Below are 18,261 nucleotides of genomic sequence, written 5' to 3'. Positions count from 1 at the left end.
ATCATCCTCAGTGGTGAAGGATCTTCGAGAGGAAGTCCTTGGCGCGGTCGCTGCGCGGGTTGGTGAAGAACTCGTCGGGCGTCGTCTCCTCCACGATCCGCCCGTCCGCCATGAAGACCACGCGGTTGGCGGCCGAACGGGCGAAGCCCATCTCGTGCGTGACGACGACCATGGTCATTCCGTCCCGGGCGAGCTGCTGCATGACCTCCAGCACCTCGTTGATCATCTCGGGGTCGAGCGCCGATGTGGGCTCGTCGAAGAGCATGATCTTCGGCTCCATCGCCAGCGCTCTCGCGATGGCGACGCGCTGCTGCTGGCCCCCGGAGAGCTGGGCGGGGTACTTGTCGGCCTGGGAGGCCACGCCCACCCGGTCGAGCAGGGAGCGGGCCCGCTCCTCGGCGGCCTTCTTCTCCTTCTTGCGGACCTTGACCTGGCCGAGTGTCACGTTCTGCAGCACGGTCTTGTGCGCGAAGAGGTTGAAGGACTGGAAGACCATGCCGACGTCCGCGCGCAGCCGGGCGAGCTCCTTGCCCTCGGCCGGAAGCGGCTTGCCGTCGATGTAGATCTCTCCGGAATCGATGGTCTCCAGCCGGTTGATGGCGCGGCACAGCGTGGACTTGCCGCCGCCGGAAGGCCCGATCACGACGACGACCTCGCCGCGGTCGATCCGCAGGTCGATGTCCCGGAGGACATGCAGCGCGCCGAAATGCTTGTTGACCTGGTGCAGTACGACCAGGGCACCGTCCGTGACCGCCATGGCAGGGTTGTACGTCACTGTGGCTCCGCTCCTCGGATTCATGCTGCGTCCGCGGCGGGCCGGGCGCACGCCGGAGCGGGGGCACAGCGCGGCACGGAGGGAGGGCCGGGCCGCAGCACCGGGGCGGGGCCGTCAGGGAAGCGGCTGCTCCGTCCAGATGGTCTTGCCGCTCTCCGTGCGGCGGGTGCCCCAGTGCTGGGTGAAGTGGGCGACGAGGTCCAGCCCGCGGCCGCCCTCGTCGTCCGCCTCGGCGTGCCGCAGATGGGGGGCGGCGCTGCTGGTGTCGGAGACCTCGCAGGTCAGGGCCCTGTCGCGGATCAGCCGCAGCCCGACGGGACCCGGGGAGTAGCGGACGGCGTTGGTCACCAGCTCGCTGGCGATCAGCTCGGTGCTGAACCGGAGATCGTCCAGACCCCAGTCCGCCAGCCGCCGGCCGACCAGCCTGCGGGCCACGGCGGCGCTCTCGGGCTCGTTGGGCAGCGTCCAGGAGCCGAGCCGGTCCGGGCCGAGCACACGGGTGCGGGCCACGAGCAGCAGGACGTCGTCCTCGGGGCGCTCGGTGAGCAACGAGGTCACCAGGGTGTCGCACAGCTCCCGCACACTGCCGATGGGGTCGGCCAGCACCTCGCGGTAGCGATCGACCCTGTCGTCCCCGCTGCCCTTGAGGAGTCCCGCGTTCTGGATGGTGAGGATGCTGCCCTCGGGAAGCTCCAGCTCGGTGTTCGTGTACAGGGGCATCCCACGCCCCAGCACCGGACCCTTCGGGCAGTCGACGATCCGGACCGTGCCGTCGCCCGGGGCGAGAACGGGCCGAGGATGGCCGGCCCGGGAGAGGACGCACTTGCGGGTGGCGGGGTCGTAGACGATGTAGAGGCAGGTCCCCGTCAGGGGTGGCTGGTCGGGATCCTCCCACGGCGGGTGCTCCTGCGCGAGGTTGCTGGTCACGTCGTGGAGACGTCCGAGGAGCTCGTCGGGCTGGAGCTCCATGGCGGCGAAGGCACTGACGGCGGTGCGCAGCCGCGCCATGGTCGTCACCGCCGGCATGCCGCTTCCGGACACATCGCCCGCCACGAGTGCGACGCGCGCCCCGGACAGCGGGAGCACGTCGTACCAGACGCCGCTGGAGGCCACCGGCAAATAGGTGTACGCCGTCTCCACGGCCGTGTGCACCGGCAGCCGGGACGGCACGAGTGCCCGCTGGGTGAGGCGGGCGAGGGTGTGCTCGCGCGTGTACTGGCGGGCGTTGTCGACACAGACCGCCGCGCGGGCGACGACGTCGCGGGCGAGCAGGAGATCGTCGTCCTCGAACGGCGGGGAGCCTCGCGTGCGGTAGAAGGCCGTCATGCCGAGCACCACACCGCGAGCGGTGAGGGGGACGGCCATGAGCGAGTGTGCGCCCGCATACCGCAACAAGTCGGCCCGGGCCGGGTCGCGGACCAGCCATGCGTCACCGGGGTCCAGGTGGCGTACGAGTCGCGGCTGCAGATCGGCCAGGGCCTGTGCGTAGGGGGTGCCGAAGCGCAGCACGTTGACGTCCCCGATCTCGTACAGGCCCGGCAGCAGGGTCTCGGCGGCGACCCGGAAGCCCGCCCGGCGCACCGCGACCTGGTCGAGCAGCGGCCCGGGGGCGGGGGCCTCTCCGTGCAGTACGGAGTCCACGACGTCGACCACCGCCACATCGGCGAGCCCTCGCGTGGTGGCATCGGCCAGTTCCTGCGCCGTACGGAAGACGTTCAGTGTGGTGCCGATGCTCTCACCGGCCCGGTAGACCGCGTCCAGGCGCCGCTCGGCGCGGTCCCGCTCGGTGATGTCGACGGCCGTACCGGCGACTCCGAGGGGGCCTCCGTCGGCGTCTTCGAGGCGGAACGCGGAGATCGACAGCACCCGCTCCTCGCCGCCACTCGGCAGGGGGCCCCGGTACCGGAAGTCCTCGACGGACTCTCCGGTCGCGAGCACCCCCCGGAGCATGCTCTCCACTTCAGCCGTGGCGATGCCCAGTTCCCCCCACGTACGCCCCACGACGTCGGCGGGATCGAAGCCCTGCGCACCGGGCGCGGCGGTGCTGAACCACACGATCCGCAGGTCCCGGTCCAGCACATGCAGCCCGATCCGGGACTTGGTGAACAGTGCGCGCAGTAGGGCCGCACCGTATTCAGGGTCCATGCCTTACGGGGCCTCCTTACGTCGTACGGCGCCGTGCACACACCTCGCCCTCCATTGAGCCCCGGCGCGCGCCGTCCCGCATCCCGTGAGCCCGCCGTCCGCCGTCCGCCGTCCGCCGTCACGGTCAGGGGCCCGGACGCAGGAACCGCCGCAGTTTCGTCAGTGTCCAGGTGTTGATGATGTCGTCCTTCGTCAGCCAGCCGCGCTGGGCCGTGGCCACTCCGTAGCGCATGTACGGCAGGTGGGTGATGGCGTGGGAGTCCGAGTTCACCGCGAACTTCACGCCGTACCGCTTCGCGCGCAGGATGTCCTCGTCACAGAGGTCGAGCCGCTCGGGATGGGCGTTGATCTCCAGGGCGGTGCCGGTCCTGGCGCAGGCCTCGAAGACGGCGTCGAAGTCGGCGTCGATGCCGGGGCGTTTGCCGATGCGGCGGGTGGTGGGGTGGCCGATGACCGCGACGTACGGGTTCTCGCAGGCGCGGATGAGGCGGCGGGTGAGCTTGTGCCGGCTCTGGTTGAAGTGCGAGTGGATCGAGGCGACGCAGATGTCGAAGCCGGCGAGGAAGTCGTCCGGCCAGTCGACGTCTCCTTCCGGCCCGATGTTGAGCTCGGTGCCGTGCAGCAGCCGCATCCCCCGGTGCCGGCGGTAGAGTGCGCGGACGCGCTCGCGCTGCGCGAGCATCTTCTCCTCGGTCATGCGCTGCATGGCGAGGTCGGGGGCGTGGTCGGTGACCGCGTAGTACGCGTATCCGCGCTCGGCGGCCGCGGCGATCATGTCCTCCAGCGGGGCGAGGCCGTCGGTGAGGTCGGTGTGGGTGTGCAGGTCGCCGCGGATGTCCTTCTCGGTGACCAGGTCCGGGAGGTCGCCGCGGAGCCCGGCGGCGATCTCACCACGGTCCTCGCGCAGGGTCGGCGGGATCCAGGGCAGCCCGAGGCGGTCGTAGATCTCCTCCTCGGTCTCGGAGGTGATCTTCTTGCCGCTCTTGGCGTCGAAGAGCCCGTACTCGGACAGTTTGAGCTTGTGTCGGACCGCGATCTCACGGGTGCGGATGTTGTGCGCCTTGGAGCCGGTGAAGTACTGCAGCCCCGCACCCCAGGAGTCGGGCGGCAGGACCCGCAGATCGACCTGGAGCCCCCTGGTGGTGCGGATGGAGGTCTTCTTCTCGCCGTGTGCGATGACTTCGGCCGTGTAGGGGAGGCTCCCGAGCGCCTCCATGAAGGGCGCCGACCTGTCCGCGGCGACCAGGATGTCGATGTCCCCGATGGTCTCCCGCATGCGGCGCAGCGACCCGGCGTACGTGCACCCCTCGCAGCCCTTGATCCGCGACAGCTCGGCGACGATCTGCTCGGCGGAGTCCATCGCGGCGTTGAGGAGGATGCGGCTGCCGGCCTTCTGCATGAGGGCGACGCCGTGGAGAAGGTTCTCCTCGGTCTTCTCGCCGAACCCCTTCAGATCGCGCAGCCGCTCCTCGTGGATGGCGTCGAGGAGCTGGTCCACGGAGGAGATCTCCAGCTCCTGATAGAGGAGCATGGCCTTCTTCGGCCCGAGCATGGGGATCGTCATCAGCTCGCGGACGCCGGCCGGGACGGACCGCCTACGGTCCTCGACAGCGGAGATCTGCCCGGTCGTCAGGTACTCCACGACCTTGTCGGCGATGGACTTGCCGACGTTGGGGATCTCCCGGAGCCCTTGCGCGTCGAGCTTCGAGACGTCGGCGTGATAGCCGCCGATGGCGCGGGCGGCCTTCTCGTAGGACCGGGCCCGGAAGGCGTCGCCGCCGGTGATCGCGATGAGGTCGGCGTACTCCTGGAGGAGCGCCTCGATCTCTTCGTTGGCCCTGGGCATGTCTCCAGCGTCACACGGCGCCCCGCGGCGCGCTCGGCTGGTGCGTACACGACATTCGACGGGGTGGCCCGGATGCGGACCGCTGCGAGAAGACGCAGGTCAGGGCAGGCGTGTCGGCTGGCAGGGAACACGCGATCGATCGTCGGCGTTGGGCTCCAGAAGGCGCGTGTCCGCCGACATCCGACGTGCTGTGGTCCCTGTGGTGATCCACGCCCTGGCTTCCGATCCGGAGATCCATGTCCCGTTCCCGAGCTGTGCCCGCGACGCTCGCGGGTGCCGTCGTCGCCGTGCTCGTGGGCTGCTCCACCGGGGGCAGCGCCGGTGCGGCCGATGCGTCCCCGGCGCGCGTGACGGCGGCGACACCCGCGGCCTCGCCGAGCGCCGAGGCGACCGCGATGCCCACTCCGAGTGAGATCGGCACCCGGCGAGAGCCCGCCGCTCTGTCCATCCCCTCGATCGGTCTCGAGGACCTGCGTGTCGTGCCGTACAAGGGGACGACCGACGACCTGCCCGGCACACGGATCCAGGACCGCGGCCTCGCCGCCAGCCCGTACGGCGGTCATGGCGGCGTGGGCCCGGGCGAGGTCGGGAACTACCTGGTCACGGCCCACCGCCTCTCCGCCGGCGGGCCCCTGCGCGAGCTCCCGTTCGTCGACGTGGGCGAGAAGGTCCTCGTCACGTACGGCGGCAGGGTCTACGAGTACACGATCACCGAGAGCCGGAAGACCTCCTTCCGGTCGGAGCCTTCGCTCGCCGAGCAGCGCGCGGCGGTCCCGGGATTCCCGGGCAAGCGGCCTACGCAGGCGATGATCACGATCTCGACCTGTGCAACGCCGGAGGACAACGCGGCCGGAAACTTCTGGCGCGACGACAGGGGCAATCCCGAGCACCGCATCGACAGGGTCGGCGTGCTGACCGCGGTGCGGGCCCTGCCGGTGCGGGACGTGCGGGAGTCGGCGAGCGTCCACCACGCGGCACCGTAGTTGCCCAGCCGTGCACAATCGTGGCCCCGCAGTGCTGTGTTGCTGAACCTCGCTGTTCCGGGCGGATCATCCCTTCCAGGCCGCACTCACTCTGGTCCGTCGGTGAGGAGGGGCAATGATCACGACCTGGGCCACATCGGTCCGGATACCGCGCGCATCTGGCCCTCCCCCACGACGCGATCACGGACGTGACCGCACGGACGCTCGGCGCCGACGGAACGGTGTCGGGCCTCGCATCGGCGTATCTCTCGCAGCTCGCCGCGAGTCCCGGCCTGCATTGTGGGCGCCGTCGCACAGAGCCTGGCGACCCCGAGCATGGAGCCCATCCGCGCCGCCATCACTTCGGAGACCGACCGGCATGCCGCCGCGAGCGGCACTCTGCAACAGACCTGGGCGTCCGCATCGTCGAATACATGCGCCGGCACCTGGCGGACAGCGATCTGAGCCCGGCGAAGGTAGCCAAGGCGCACCACATCTCCATGCGATATCTCTACGTCGTCCTCGGCCGCAACGAGATCAGCTTCGGTGACCGGGTGCGCACGCACCGGCTCGAGGAATGCCGCCGCGAGCTCTCCCGGATTCCGGCCCGCGCGGAGCCAATCGCAGCGATCGCGGGCCGCTGGGGTTTCAAGAGCCCCGCGCACTTCAGCCGCGCGTTCAAGAGCGCGTACGGGCTCTCCCCGCAGGCCTGGCGGGAGAGCCGTCTCAGTCGGCCCAGCGCTTGACGAACGACCGTGTCGCAGCGGCAGGACACCACTGGGGCGCGCATCGGGCAGTGAACCGAGCCGTGATGCGTGGCCGGACGGGCCGACCTAGCCTCGAATGAGTGGTCCGTTCGGGGGAATCGAGAGAGAAGAGCCGATGTCAACCGACCATCTGCCCAGCACGCCCGTGCTCGAGCCCGAGGCGTCGGAACTCGCGACGGCCACGGGCAACCACCCGTTCCTGTTCGAGATACCTCCGGCTGAAGGCCGCAGAGCCGTCGACGACCTGCAGTCCGGCGACATCACCATTCCCGTGGTCGACGACGAGTGGATCACGGTGCACAGCGGCCCGACGGGTTCGGTCCGTGCCCGGATCGTCAAACCGGCCGGCGTCACCGGAACCCTCCCCGTGATCCTCTACATCCACGGCGCCGGCTGGGTGTTCGGCGACGCGCACACCCATGACCGGCTGGTGCGCGAACTCGCCACCGGCGTGGGCGCGGCCGTCGTCTTCCCCGAGTACGAGCGCTCGCCCGAGGCCCACTACCCGATCGCGATCGAGCAGAACTACGCGGTCGCGCGCTGGGTGGTCTCCGATGGCGCGAGCAAGAACCTGGACGCCTCGCGGATGGCCGTCGCGGGCGACTCGGTGGGCGGCAACATGGCCATCGCCCTGACGCTGATGGCGAAGGAGCGCGGGGATGTCGCGCTGCTGCAGCAGGTGCTGTTCTACCCGGTGACCGACGCGAACTTCGACACCCCCTCGTACCACGAGTTCGCGGAGGGGTACTACCTGCGCCGCGACGGCATGCAGTGGTTCTGGGACCAGTACACGACCGACGAGCGCGAGCGGGCGCAGATCACCGCGTCCCCGCTGCGCGCCACCCCGGACCAACTGGCGGGTCTGCCCCCGGCCCTGGTGATCACCGGAGAGGCAGATGTGCTGCGTGACGAGGGCGAGGCGTTCGCCAACAAGCTCCGGCAGGCCGGTGTGCCGGTGACGTCAACGCGTTACCAGGGCATCATCCACGACTTCGTGATGCTCAACGCCCTGCGGTCCACCCACGCCGCCGAGGCCGCCATAGCCCAGGCCACCGCGACGCTCAAAGAGGCGCTGCACGGCCACGACGCCTGAGGGCCCGGCGGTACACCGGGCGAGGTGGCGGCGACCGGTCAGGCGGCCGCGGCCAGTGTGTCCACCAGTCTGCGGCGGGCGGCGCGGGCCGCGGGCAGGATCGACAGGGCGACGGCGCCCAGTACGGCTGCGACCCCCAGCAGCGCGAGGAGGGCCGGGGACGGCGCGTGCGCGATGCCCGCGCCGATGCCGCTGGAACGGCCCTCGGCGTCGATCAGCCAGTACCCGAGGGGCACGCCCAGCGCCGCGCCCGCCACCGCGGCGGCCAGTGCCGTGCAGCCGACGGCCGTCACCGTGACCGCGGTGATCTCCCGCGGGGACAGCCCGATCGCCTTCAGCGCGAGGAGGTCGCGCTCGCCTTCCCGCACGGTGCCGCCGATGACCGTCGACAGTTCGATGAGTCCGATCAGGGCCAGCACGGCGATCAGTCCGACCACGACTCCGCGCATCGGCGAGAGCCGGTCGGCGGGGCTTGTGACCTCGTGGATGTCCAGTCGTCCGCGCGAGGCCTCCGCAAGCGCCGATCGCACCTCGTCCGGATCCGCGCCCGGGCGCAGCTGGAGCCGGTAGAGCGTCGCGCGCAGCCCCGGGTCGTTCTCACGCAGGGTGTCGAGCGAGGTGGAGACGGTCCGGCCGCCGTTCTCGGGCTCGATGCCGCGGCCGACGATGTGCAGGACCTGAGGGTGCCCGCCGACCGTCATCCGGACCCAGTCGCCGACGCGTACGCCGAGCAGATCCAGCAGCCCCTGTCCGGCCACCGCCTCGTCGGGTCCATGGGCGGCCCGGCCCTCGACGACCGAATACGGATAGGGCTGCTGCCGGGTGCCGAGACCGCGCAGCGCGATCGTGCCGGTCTGGCCGGGGACGAGCGCCGCGACCTCCACTCCCGGATGGGCCGCCGCGACACGGTCGTCGGCTTCGAGCAGGGCCTGCGCCTCCCGCGTGCCCAGGCTTTCGTCGGCCCGGGCCGTGAGGGCGGCGGCGAGGCCGAGCTCCTCGGGCCTGCTGTCGAAGCGGCCGATGGTCGTCCAGGCGCTGAGGGCCACGGTGATCAGCAGGAGCGGCAGTGCCAGCCGGGCGACCGTGGCCGGGCCCTGGGGGCCGCGCGCGAAGGCCCGGTGGAAGCCCAGGACGAGTGCGGCCGGCACCCGTAGTCCCAGGGCGCGGCGGGCCGGGCCGGACAGCCGCCCGCCCGTGCCGGGCGCGGCCGGCAGCACCGGCACAGGCGGCACCCGGCCCGCCCGCCACGCGGCGAGGCACGTCGTGGCGCCGATGAACAGCACGGCCGCGACCGGCACGGCAAGCAGCGCGGCCGTGTGCGCGGGCAGTTCCTGCCAGACGCCGACGGCCTCGCCGAGTCTGCCGGGCACACGGCTGCCGAGGGTTTCGGTGAGGGCCGTGGCGACGATCGCGCCGAGCACGGCGAACGCCAGGTGCTGGACGAGGAAGACGCGTACGACCTGGCCCGGGGTGAATCCGATGGCCTTCAGCACGGAGATGTCCCGCAGGTGGCCACGGACCCGGGTGCTGATCGCGCCGTACACGGCCAGCGCGGCGGCGAGCAGCGCCCCGAGCCCGAAGAGTCCCAGCACCTGACCCAGGAGCCGGGTGTCCCCCTGGGCTTCGGCGCGCGCCTCCTGCCAGTTCGACACGTCGGTGACGGCCCCGGCGCCGAGCCGGGTGACGGCGCGCTGCACGGCGTAGTCGGTGTCGTCGGGGTCGGCGAGGAGCAGCCCGACGACCTGCCCGGGGCGGTCGACGGTGCTCTGCACCGCCTGCACCGTGGAGGGGAGCGCCCAGACGGTGCCGGGGTGTTCGCCGGGGCGGTAGCGGGGCTCGGCGCTGTCCGCGATCCCGAGGACGGTGAGGGCCCGGCCGGTGCCGGGCAGGGTGAGGCTGTCGCCGGGCCCGGCCACCAGGGCGCGGGCGAGGCTGCTCTCCAGGACGACGCCGTCGGGGGTCCCGGCGCCGAGCCACCGGCCGGACGTGAGCAGCGGGCGGCCGGTCGTCGGCGGCTCCTCCTCCGCGCCCCGCAGTTCGACCGTCGCCCGCGCGCCGCGCGACTCCACGGCCGCGGTGGCGGTGCGGTACGGCCCCGACAGTGACGTGACGCCGTCGAGTGCGGCGAGCCCGCCCAGGTCGGCGGCCGGCCCGGTGCGGATCCAGACGTGTGCGCCGTGGGACTGGGCGAAGACGCGCTGCCAGGGGTTGGTCGCGTAACCGAACAGGGCCACGGCCAGTAGCAGCGCGGCGACGATTCCGGCGGTGGCGGACACGATGAACAGCGCCTCGCCGCGGTGCGTGCGCAGATCGGCGTGCGCCCAGCGCAGGGTGGCCCGCACGGCTCAGTCCCTCAGCTCGAGCACGCCGGCCAGTCCGGTGCCGCGGGCCGGCGTGCCGCCCAGCTCGGCGTCGTCGGCTATGCGTCCGTCGAAGAAGCTGATGACGCGGTCGGCGGCGCTGGCGAGACGTGCGTCATGGGTGACGAGGAGGATGGTCTGCCCGCGCTGGTGGAAGCGGGACAGCAGCCGCATCACCTCGCGCGTGCCCTTGCTGTCGAGGCTGCCCGCCGGCTCGTCGGCCAGCAGCAGCCGCGGATGGTTGACGAGCGCACGCGCCAGCGCGACGCGCTGCTGCTCGCCTCCGGACAGCTCCCCGGGCATGCTGCGCGCCTTGCCCTCCAGGCCCAGGTCGGCCAGCAGCTTCTCCCGCTCGGCGCGGGCCTGCTTCGGGCCCGTGCCTGCCAGCAGGGCGGGGAGCTCGACGTTGTCCGCGACGGTCAGGTTCGAGACGAGGTTGAAGAACTGGAAGACGATGCCGATCCGGCGCCGGCGCTCCATCGCCCAGCGGGCCTCGCTGTACGCGTCCGTGCGTTCGCCGTCCAGCCAGATGCTGCCGCTGTCGGGCCGCTGCAGCCCGCCCAGCAGATGGAGCAGGGTCGACTTCCCGGCGCCCGAAGGACCGCTGACGGCCACGAACTCGCCGTGGCGTACGGACAGGTCCACTCCGCGTACGGCATGGGCGGGCGCGCCCTCGCCGTGGTGGGTCTTGACGAGGCCCTCGGCCCGCAGCAGCGGAACGGGGACGGAGTCGGCGTGGTCGGCGGGCTGGCTCATGACGGCCCCTCCAGCTCCTCCTGGCAGCGCTCCAGCCAGTCGAGGTCGGCCTGCAGATGCAGCATGGCTCCCTCGATCAGCAGGTGTGCGATGCGGTTCTCCCGGTCCTCGGTCGCGGAAAGCTTCGACAGGTTGCGCATGGTGTTGAGGTACTCGCGTCGCTGTTTGTTGATGAGGGCGATCTGGTCGGCGAGACCGGTCTGCGGCGCGAGCGCGAGCTTCATGAAGAACTCGTCCCGTACCCGCGGCTCGTCCGCCGTCTCCTCGAACCAGGCGCGCAGGGCCTCCGTACCGGCGCCGGTGAGGCGGTAGATCTTCTTGTTGGGCCTGTTCGACTGGGCGACCTCCTCGCCCTCGATCAGCCCCGACTTCTCCAGCCGGCCGAGCGTGACGTAGATCTGGCCGACGTTCGGCTGAGGGTACGCGGCACCCAGCAGTTGCTCAAGGTCCTGCTTGAGTTCATAGCCATGGGCGGGCCCCCGGGACAGGAGGGCCAGGAGGGGCAGGCGCACGCGCGCTCTCCTCCTCCCTGTCCGAAATCCGGTAGGGGCCTAGTATCGCCCATGCCTAACGGGTATACATGCCCCTGACGCCGGACGAGGATGCCCGGCGCCGATGTACAGGGAGGAACCTATGCGGTGGATACGTGCCGCGGGTAGGGGCCTCCTGGTCGCCGCCGTAGTCCTGAGCGGGTACGTGTCCGCCGGCGCGCGGGCGGGCGGCCACCCGCCGGGTGTGGCGCACGACGGCGGGCGCGGCCCGATGACCCTGGCGACGGCCGGCGATCTCACCGGCTATCTCGGCCCGCTGCTCGAAGGCTGGAACCGCAGCCACCCCGGCGAGAAGGTCACCCTGGTCGAGCTGCCGGACTCCGCCGACGAGACCCGGGCCCAGATGACCACCGAACTGCGGTCGGGCGGCGGCCGGTTCGACATCCTGAACATCGACGTCGCCTGGACCTCGGAGTTCGCCGCCGCGGGCTGGATAGCCCCGCTGGAGTCCCGTCGTTTCGACCTCGACAGCTTCCTGCCGCCGGTCGTGGACACGGCGACGTACGACGGGAAGCTGTACGCCGTCCCATATGTCACGAATGCCGGGATGCTCTACTACCGCAAGGACATCCTCGACCGGGAGGGCGAACGGCCGCCGCACACCTGGGCCGAGCTGGAGCGCCAGGCGAGGACCATCGCCCCCGCGTACGGCATCGGCGGCTACGCAGGCCAGTTCCTCCCGTACGAGGGCCTCACCGTCAACGCCACCGAGGCGGTGTACTCGGCGGGCGGCACGATCCTCGGCGACAACGGACGGGTCACCCTGGACCCGGCCGCGGCCCGCACAGGGATCGGGTTCCTCGCACGCGGGGTGCGCGACGGCTGGATCCCGAAGGAAGCGCTGACATTCAAGGAGGAGGAGTCCCGGCAGGCCTTCCAGAACGGCCGGCTGCTCTTCCTGCGCAACTGGCCTTACGCGTACGCCGCCGCATCCGGCAAGGACTCCAAGGTCGCGGGCAAGTTCGGCGCGGTGCCGCTGCCCGGCCCGGAGGGGCCGGGCACGAGCGTGCTCGGCGGATCGAATCTCGCGGTCAGTGCGGGCGCGCGGCATCCGGCGTCGGCGGGCGATCTGATCGCCTATCTCACCAGCGGCCCCGTGCAGCGGAAGGTGCTCACGGAGGGCTCGCTGCCGCCGGTGCGGGCCGGGGTGTACCAGGACCCGGAACTCGTACGGGCCTACCCCTATCTGCCCGCACTGCGCGAGAGCGTGCTGGCGGCCGCGCCGCGCCCGAAGAGCGCGCGCTACGAGCAGGTGAGCCTGGCGATGCAGGCCGTCGTGCACGACGCCATGGCGCAGCACCAGGACCCGGAGGCCGCCGTGCGCAGGCTGACCACGGAGCTGACTGCCGTGGCGTCGCGCCGCGGCTGAGTCCGACAGCCTCGCCCTCCCCGAGTTCACCCCTCGGGTTCACTCCTTGAGCTCACCATTCGAGCTTCTACCTACCTGTTAGGTATCTGCTGAGGGCCGACAGGCGTTTGGCGACCGGGAAAATTACGGACATAGAACCCCAACTCTCTTTCGTTTCAGGCACACCCGTTGACACCTTCTCGTCACGCCTACTTAACATGCATGCATAACCGCAGGCCGACCTCATGGCCGCGGACACCCCTTCATGCAGAAACAGGTCAACGGGTGACGCTCACAGCTCCGGCCGGCGACGGCCTCTCGCACCGCGGCGCGGACCACCGCACGGATCACCACTGGTGGCGCGATGCGGTGATCTATCAGGTGTACGTCCGCAGCTTCCTGGACAGCACCGGGGACGGAATCGGCGATCTCGCCGGGGTCCGCGCCGGGCTCCCGTATCTCAAGAAGCTCGGCGTCGACGGAATCTGGCTGAGCCCCTTCTACCCCTCGCCTCAGCACGACCACGGCTACGACGTCGCCGACTACTGCGATGTCGACCCGGTCTTCGGCGACCTCGCCGAGTTCGGCCTGCTGATCGCCGACGCGCACCGGCTCGGCATCAAGGTTCTCCTCGACATCGTCCCCAACCACTGCTCCAGCGAGCACGACTGGTTCCGCGAGGCCCTCGCCACGGGACCGGACAGCGAGGCGCGCGCCAGGTTCCACTTCGCCGAGGGCCGGGGCCCCGGCGGTGACGTGCCGCCGAACAACTGGCACGCGATGTTCGGCGGACCCGCCTGGAGCCGCGTCACCGAGCCGGACGGCACCCCGGGCCAGTGGTACCTGCACATGTTCACGCCCGAGCAGCCCGACCTGAACTGGCGCAACGCCGAGACCGCGGCGCACTTCGACCACGCCCTGCGCTTCTGGCTCGACCGCGGCGTCGACGGCTTCCGCATCGACGTGGCCGCCGGGCTCTTCAAGCACCCGGACCTGCCCGACTCCCCCGATCCCGAGGCCGACGCCCGCACCCGGGACTCGGTCAACCCGCTCGCCTGGAACCAGCCCGAGGTGCACGAGGTGTGGCGCCACTGGCGCTCGGTGTGCGAGGAGTACACGGCGCGGGACGGCCGCGAGCGGCTGCTGGTCGGTGAGGTCTCCGTACCGACCGCACGCGAGCACGCCCTGTACGTACGCCCGGACGAGCTGCACCAGGCCTTCTTCTTCGACCTGCTCGGGGCACCGTGGGACGCCGACACGTTCCGCAAGGTGATATCCGAGGCGATGCAGGACATCGCGGGCACCGGCTCCACCGTCACCTGGGTGCTCAACAACCACGACCAGGTCAGGACCGTCACCCGTTACGGGGAGTCCGGCACCGAGGGCAGCGGACTCGGCGCGGCACGGGCGCGGGCGGCCGCGTTGCTGATGCTGGCGCTGCCGGGTGCCGCATACATCTACCAGGGCGAGGAGCTGGGGCTGCCGGAGGTCGTGGACCTGCCGGACGAGGTGCTCACCGATCCGATCTTCCGGCGCACGGGCAGCCGGGCACGCATCCGGGACGGCTGCCGGGTGCCGCTGCCGTGGTCGGGCCACGCGTCGCCGTTCGGCTTCACCTCCGGCGCCGAGGGCGCCAAGCCCTGGCTCCCGCAGCCGGGCTGGTTCGCCGAACACGCCACCGACCGCGCGCTCGCCGACACCCGCTCGTTCTGGCACCTGTACCGCGACGGGCTGCAGCTGCGACGGGGACTGCCGCAGCTGGGCGAGGGCACGCTGCGGTGGCTGGAGTCCGCGCCCGGGGTCCTCGCCTTCGTCCGGGGCGACGGACTCGTCTGCGCCGTCAACTTCGGCACCGCACCCGTGCCCGCCCCGGTCTCCGGAGCCCCGCTGCTGTCCAGCGGTCCCTGTCCCGCCGGCGTACTGCCCGGATCCACCGCCGCCTGGTGGATCAGCGACTGCACCAACCCCTGACCCCCACCCCCATGCCCCTGAAAGTCCGTCGACTTCCCTGCTCCAGAAGGACATCAACCATGAACTCACGACGCATCCTGCTCGCGAGCTGCACGGCCCTGGCGCTCGCCCTCGGCGCGACCGCCTGCGGCGGCGGCCCCGTCACCACCGCGAGCGGCGGCGACAAGTCGCTCGACGGCCAGACCATCACCGTCGCGGGCGTCTGGTCGGGCGCCGAGCAGAAGAACTTCCAGAAGGTGCTGGACGCCTTCACGGCCAAGACGGGGGCCAAGGCCCAGTTCGTCTCCACCGGTGACAACGTCTCCACCGTCGTCGGCAGCAAGATCGAGGGTGGCAACGCCCCCGACGTGGTGATGGTGCCGCAGGTCGGCGTCCTCCAGCAGTTCGCCAAGGAGGGCTGGCTCAAGCCGCTCTCCAAGACCGCCGAGAAGGCCGCCGAGACCAACTTCGCGAGTGTGTGGAAGGCCTACGGCACCGTCGGCAACACCTTCTACGGCCTCTACTTCAAGGCCGCCCACAAGTCGACCGTCTGGTACAGCCCCGACGCCCTCGACCAGGCGGGGGTCAAGGCGCCGAAGACGTACGCGGAGATGCTCGACGCCGGGCGGGCGGTCTCCGACTCGGGGCTGCCCGCCTTCGCCGTCGCCGGCGAGGACGGCTGGACGCTCACCGACTGGTTCGAGAACATCTACCTCTCCCAGGCCGGGCCCGAGAAGTACGACATGCTCGCCACCCACACGCTCAAGTGGACCGACCCGAGCGTGGTCAAGGCACTGACCACCCTCGGCACGCTCTTCGCCGACAAGGAGCTGATCGCGGGCGGCCAGAAGGGCGCGCTGAGCACCGACTTCCCCGGCTCGGTCGAGAAGGTCTTCGGACCGGACCCGGAGGCCGGCCTCGTCTACGAGGGCGACTTCGTCGCCGGCGTCGCCAAGGACCAGTTCGGCAAGAAGATCGGCGAGGACGCGGCCTTCTTCCCGTTCCCCGCGGTCGACGGCGGCAAGGCCCCCGTCGTCAGCGGCGGCGACGCCGCCGTCGTCCTCAAGGACGGCAAGAACCAGAAGGCCGCCATGGCGTTCCTGGAGTACCTCACGACCCCCGAAGCGGCCGCGGTCTGGGCCGGGGCCGGCGGGTACCTGTCCCCGAACAAGAAGCTCGACCTCGCCGCGTACGGCGACGACACCACCCGCCGGACCGCCGAGTCGCTGATCGCGGCCGGGGACTCCGTCCGCTTCGACATGTCCGACCAGGCGCCCGCGGCCTTCGGCGGCACCAAGGGTGCGGGCGAGTGGAAGCTGCTCCAGGACTTCCTGCGCGACCCGTCGGACCCGAAGGCCACCGCGGCGAAGCTCGAGGCCGCGGCCGCCAAGGCGTACCAGGGCTGACCGGTCATGAGCACCGCTGTCACCCCTTCCGCCCCGCGAGCGGCGGGCCCTCCGCCGCTCGCCGGGGCCGCGGATCCCCGGCGCCGCGCACAGCGGCGCCGGCGGATCATCGCCGTGGCCTTCGTCCTGCCCGCGCTGCTGCTGCTCGGCGCGCTCGTCGTCTATCCGGTGCTGTTCTCGGTGGGCCGGAGCTTCTTCGACGCCGGCGGCACCCGCTTCGTCGGCGGCGAGAACTACGCCGAGATGTTCCGCGACCCGGCCACGCTCAAGGCAGTCCGCAACAGCGCAATCTGGGTGGTCGTCGCCCCGACGCTCCTCACCGGGCTGGGGCTGATCCTCGCCGTGCTGGTGGAGAAGGTGCGCTGGGCCACGGCCTTCAAGCTGCTGCTGTTCATGCCGATGGCCGTGTCCTTCCTGGCCGCGGGCATCATCTTCCGGCTCGCCTACGAGGAGGACCCCGACAAGGGCGTGCTCAACGCGGCCGTCGTGGGTGTGCACGACGCCTTCCAGGACACGTCCTCGTATCCGCACGCCCGTGCCCGGGACGGTCAGGGCCTGGCAAAGGGCGCGGACGGTTCGTACGCCACGGCCGAGGCGGTGTCCCCGGGCGGCCGGAGCATCTCCCTCGGGCTCGTCGGCGTGCCGCCCAAGGAGGTGCCCGCGGAGGCGAGGCCCTCGTACGAGGCGGCCTCCCGGCAGGCCGGGGCGCGCGAGCTGCTCGGCGTCGTCTACCTGGACTTCACTCCCGGCGGGGGCGGTCAGCAGGGGAAGGCCGACAGGACCGAGAGCGGGCTGCCGAGGATGGCCGTCGAGGCGGTGCGTGAGGGCAGGACGGTCGCGACCGCGACCACCGCGGCCGACGGCTCCTTCCGCTTCGCGGACCTGGACCCGGGCTCGTACACGGTGCGGCTGCCCGCGAAGAACTTCGCCCAGCCCTACGAGGGTGTCTCCTGGCTCGGCCCCGCGCTCGTCACTCCGGCCATCATCGGCGCGTACCTGTGGATCTGGACCGGCTTCGCGATGGTGCTGATCGGTGCGGGCCTGGCCTCGCTGCCGCGCGACACGCTCGAGGCGGCGCGGATGGACGGCGCGAACGAGTGGCAGGTCTTCCGCAGGATCACCGTGCCGCTGCTCGCGCCCATCCTGACCGTGGTCTTCGTGACCCTGGTGATCAATGTGATGAAGGTCTTCGACCTCGTCTACATCATCGCGCCGGGGCCGGTGCAGGAGGACGCCACCGTGCTGGCCACCCAGATGTGGCTGGTCTCCTTCGGCGGCGGCAACAACCAGGGTCTTGGCAGCGCGCTCGGTGTGCTGCTTCTGCTGCTGGTCATCCCGGCCATGGTGTTCAACGTCCGCCGTTTCCGCAGGAGTCAGTCATGAACCGGCTTGGCAGGTGGCTGGGCAACGGCCTGGTCCAGGCGTTCCTGGTGGTCATCGGGCTGGTCTGGGTCACCCCGCTCGCCGGCCTCCTTCTCTCCTCGCTGCGCTCGGCGCAGGACAGCGCGGGCAGCGGCTGGTGGACGGCGCTCGCGGGCCCCGGGCAGCTGTCCTTCGACAACTACTCGGCGCTGCTCGGCAATGCCGGGATGACCCAGGCGTTCTGGAACACCGTGCTGATCTCGGTGCCCGCGACCGCCCTGGTCATCGTCATCGCGGCGCTCGCCGGATACGCCTTCGCCTGGCTGGATTTCCCCGGCCGGGACTGGCTGTTCCTGCTGGTGGTGGCGCTGCTGGTGGTACCGGTCCAGGTCGGGCTGCTGCCGGTCGCGAAGCTCTTCGACCAGCTGGGGCTGTTCGGCACGATCCCCGGCGTGGTGCTCTTCCATGTCGCGTACGGGCTGCCGTTCGCCATCTTCCTGCTGCGCAACTACTTCGCCGACATCCCGCGCGAAATGCTGGAGGCCGCGCGGATGGACGGGGGCAGCGAGTGGCGGATCTTCACCCGGCTGGTGCTGCCGGTGGGCCGCCCGGCGATCGCCAGCCTGGCGATCTTCCAGTTCCTGTGGGTGTGGAACGACATGCTCGTGGCCCTGCTGTTCGCGGACAGCTCCTCCCAACCGCTCACGGTGGAACTGCAGTCCCAGGTCAGGCAGTTCGGCAGCAACATCGACGTCCTGGCGCCCGGCGCCTTCCTGTCCCTGATCGTGCCGGTGGTGGTCTTCTTCGCCTTCCAGCGGCACTTCGTGCAGGGGGTGATGGCGGGCTCGGTGAAGTAACCGCCGTGCCTGGGCAGCACGCCGCCCCGTCGGTCACCCGCGCAGGCGGGCGGACCGGCGGGGCGGCGCGGTCGCTGGGTCCT

At 71.2% G+C, this 18,261-nt stretch carries 14 protein-coding genes; 8 read left to right on the top strand and 6 right to left on the bottom strand.

Annotated elements, in window-relative coordinates; translation table 11 throughout:
• Positions 1–7 precede the first annotated feature (7 nt).
• From ACWCXB_RS26370 to polX, 3 genes are all read right to left on the bottom strand, one after another.
• Positions 8–757, bottom strand: coding sequence for an amino acid ABC transporter ATP-binding protein (locus ACWCXB_RS26370; protein WP_450726227.1), 750 nt, complete (start codon positions 755–757; stop codon positions 8–10).
• A 132-nt stretch (positions 758–889) separates the two neighbouring features.
• Positions 890–2,920 carry a SpoIIE family protein phosphatase gene (locus ACWCXB_RS26365; RefSeq protein WP_450726096.1) on the bottom strand — a complete coding sequence of 677 codons (2,031 nt, stop codon included), beginning with the start codon at positions 2,918–2,920 and terminating at the stop codon, positions 890–892.
• Between the two features lie 124 nt (positions 2,921–3,044).
• A complete protein-coding gene (gene polX / locus ACWCXB_RS26360; protein WP_450726095.1) occupies positions 3,045–4,766 on the bottom strand; it encodes a DNA polymerase/3'-5' exonuclease PolX in 1,722 nt (573 codons plus the stop codon).
• Positions 4,767–5,002: 236 nt separating this feature from the next.
• Here polX and ACWCXB_RS26355 point away from each other — a divergent pair, with 236 nt between their 5' ends.
• From ACWCXB_RS26355 to ACWCXB_RS26345, 3 genes are all read left to right on the top strand, one after another.
• The gene (locus ACWCXB_RS26355; RefSeq protein WP_450726094.1) at positions 5,003–5,749 is read left to right on the top strand and encodes a sortase domain-containing protein; all 747 of its coding nucleotides are present in this window, start codon (positions 5,003–5,005) and stop codon (positions 5,747–5,749) included.
• Positions 5,750–6,162: 413 nt separating this feature from the next.
• Positions 6,163–6,474: a helix-turn-helix transcriptional regulator gene (locus tag ACWCXB_RS26350; RefSeq protein WP_450726092.1), complete on the top strand. Its 312-nt coding sequence runs from the start codon at positions 6,163–6,165 to the stop codon at positions 6,472–6,474.
• A 136-nt stretch (positions 6,475–6,610) separates the two neighbouring features.
• Positions 6,611–7,588, top strand: a complete 978-nt coding sequence (locus tag ACWCXB_RS26345; protein ID WP_450726091.1) for an alpha/beta hydrolase — start codon at positions 6,611–6,613, stop codon at positions 7,586–7,588.
• Positions 7,589–7,626: 38 nt separating this feature from the next.
• Here ACWCXB_RS26345 and ACWCXB_RS26340 read toward each other — a convergent pair whose 3' ends face one another.
• Genes ACWCXB_RS26340 through ACWCXB_RS26330 form a run of 3 tightly spaced genes read right to left on the bottom strand, consistent with a single transcriptional unit; the run spans position 7,627 to position 11,216 of the window.
• A complete protein-coding gene (locus tag ACWCXB_RS26340; protein WP_450726089.1) occupies positions 7,627–9,930 on the bottom strand; it encodes an FtsX-like permease family protein in 2,304 nt (767 codons plus the stop codon).
• Between the two features lie 3 nt (positions 9,931–9,933).
• Positions 9,934–10,704, bottom strand: coding sequence for an ABC transporter ATP-binding protein (locus ACWCXB_RS26335; protein WP_450726087.1), 771 nt, complete (start codon positions 10,702–10,704; stop codon positions 9,934–9,936).
• The gene (locus ACWCXB_RS26330; RefSeq protein WP_450726085.1) at positions 10,701–11,216 is read right to left on the bottom strand and encodes a PadR family transcriptional regulator; all 516 of its coding nucleotides are present in this window, start codon (positions 11,214–11,216) and stop codon (positions 10,701–10,703) included. Before ACWCXB_RS26330 ends, ACWCXB_RS26335 begins: the two co-directional genes overlap by 4 nt.
• Before the next feature lie 121 nt (positions 11,217–11,337).
• Here ACWCXB_RS26330 and ACWCXB_RS26325 point away from each other — a divergent pair, with 121 nt between their 5' ends.
• The 5 genes from ACWCXB_RS26325 (at position 11,338) to ACWCXB_RS26305 (ending at position 18,178) form a co-directional block, all read left to right on the top strand.
• On the top strand, positions 11,338–12,624 hold the full coding sequence (locus tag ACWCXB_RS26325) for an ABC transporter substrate-binding protein (protein ID WP_450726083.1): 1,287 nt from the start codon (positions 11,338–11,340) through the stop codon (positions 12,622–12,624).
• A gap of 201 nt (positions 12,625–12,825) precedes the next feature.
• On the top strand, positions 12,826–14,574 hold the full coding sequence (locus ACWCXB_RS26320) for a glycoside hydrolase family 13 protein (protein ID WP_450726082.1): 1,749 nt from the start codon (positions 12,826–12,828) through the stop codon (positions 14,572–14,574).
• 59 nt (positions 14,575–14,633) lie between these two features.
• The gene (locus ACWCXB_RS26315; RefSeq protein WP_450726081.1) at positions 14,634–15,959 is read left to right on the top strand and encodes an ABC transporter substrate-binding protein; all 1,326 of its coding nucleotides are present in this window, start codon (positions 14,634–14,636) and stop codon (positions 15,957–15,959) included.
• A gap of 6 nt (positions 15,960–15,965) precedes the next feature.
• Positions 15,966–17,342 carry a carbohydrate ABC transporter permease gene (locus ACWCXB_RS26310; protein ID WP_450726079.1) on the top strand — a complete coding sequence of 459 codons (1,377 nt, stop codon included), beginning with the start codon at positions 15,966–15,968 and terminating at the stop codon, positions 17,340–17,342.
• The gene (locus ACWCXB_RS26305) at positions 17,339–18,178 is read left to right on the top strand and encodes a carbohydrate ABC transporter permease (RefSeq protein WP_450726077.1); all 840 of its coding nucleotides are present in this window, start codon (positions 17,339–17,341) and stop codon (positions 18,176–18,178) included. The genes ACWCXB_RS26310 and ACWCXB_RS26305 overlap by 4 nt, the downstream gene beginning before the upstream one ends.
• The last annotated feature ends 83 nt before the right edge of the window (positions 18,179–18,261 follow it).

The sequence above is a fragment of the Streptomyces sp. NPDC001514 genome, from assembly GCF_053597075.1.
Note: the sequence above shows the minus strand (reverse complement) of the source record. Positions and strands in the feature narration are given on the sequence as shown.

Bases quoted from the DNA above. Each gene is read 5' to 3' on its own strand.
- ACWCXB_RS26370 (WP_450726227.1), bottom strand. From the start codon at position 757: ATGGCGGTCACGGACGGTGCCCTGGTCGTACTGCACCAGGTCAACAAG.
- ACWCXB_RS26365 (WP_450726096.1), bottom strand. From the start codon at position 2,920: ATGGACCCTGAATACGGTGCGGCCCTACTGCGCGCACTGTTCACCAAG.
- polX (WP_450726095.1), bottom strand. From the start codon at position 4,766: ATGCCCAGGGCCAACGAAGAGATCGAGGCGCTCCTCCAGGAGTACGCC.
- ACWCXB_RS26355 (WP_450726094.1), top strand. From the start codon at position 5,003: ATGTCCCGTTCCCGAGCTGTGCCCGCGACGCTCGCGGGTGCCGTCGTC.
- ACWCXB_RS26350 (WP_450726092.1), top strand. From the start codon at position 6,163: ATGCGCCGGCACCTGGCGGACAGCGATCTGAGCCCGGCGAAGGTAGCC.
- ACWCXB_RS26345 (WP_450726091.1), top strand. From the start codon at position 6,611: ATGTCAACCGACCATCTGCCCAGCACGCCCGTGCTCGAGCCCGAGGCG.
- ACWCXB_RS26335 (WP_450726087.1), bottom strand. From the start codon at position 10,704: ATGAGCCAGCCCGCCGACCACGCCGACTCCGTCCCCGTTCCGCTGCTG.
- ACWCXB_RS26325 (WP_450726083.1), top strand. From the start codon at position 11,338: ATGCGGTGGATACGTGCCGCGGGTAGGGGCCTCCTGGTCGCCGCCGTA.
- ACWCXB_RS26320 (WP_450726082.1), top strand. From the start codon at position 12,826: ATGCATAACCGCAGGCCGACCTCATGGCCGCGGACACCCCTTCATGCA.
- ACWCXB_RS26315 (WP_450726081.1), top strand. From the start codon at position 14,634: ATGAACTCACGACGCATCCTGCTCGCGAGCTGCACGGCCCTGGCGCTC.
- ACWCXB_RS26310 (WP_450726079.1), top strand. From the start codon at position 15,966: ATGAGCACCGCTGTCACCCCTTCCGCCCCGCGAGCGGCGGGCCCTCCG.
- ACWCXB_RS26305 (WP_450726077.1), top strand. From the start codon at position 17,339: ATGAACCGGCTTGGCAGGTGGCTGGGCAACGGCCTGGTCCAGGCGTTC.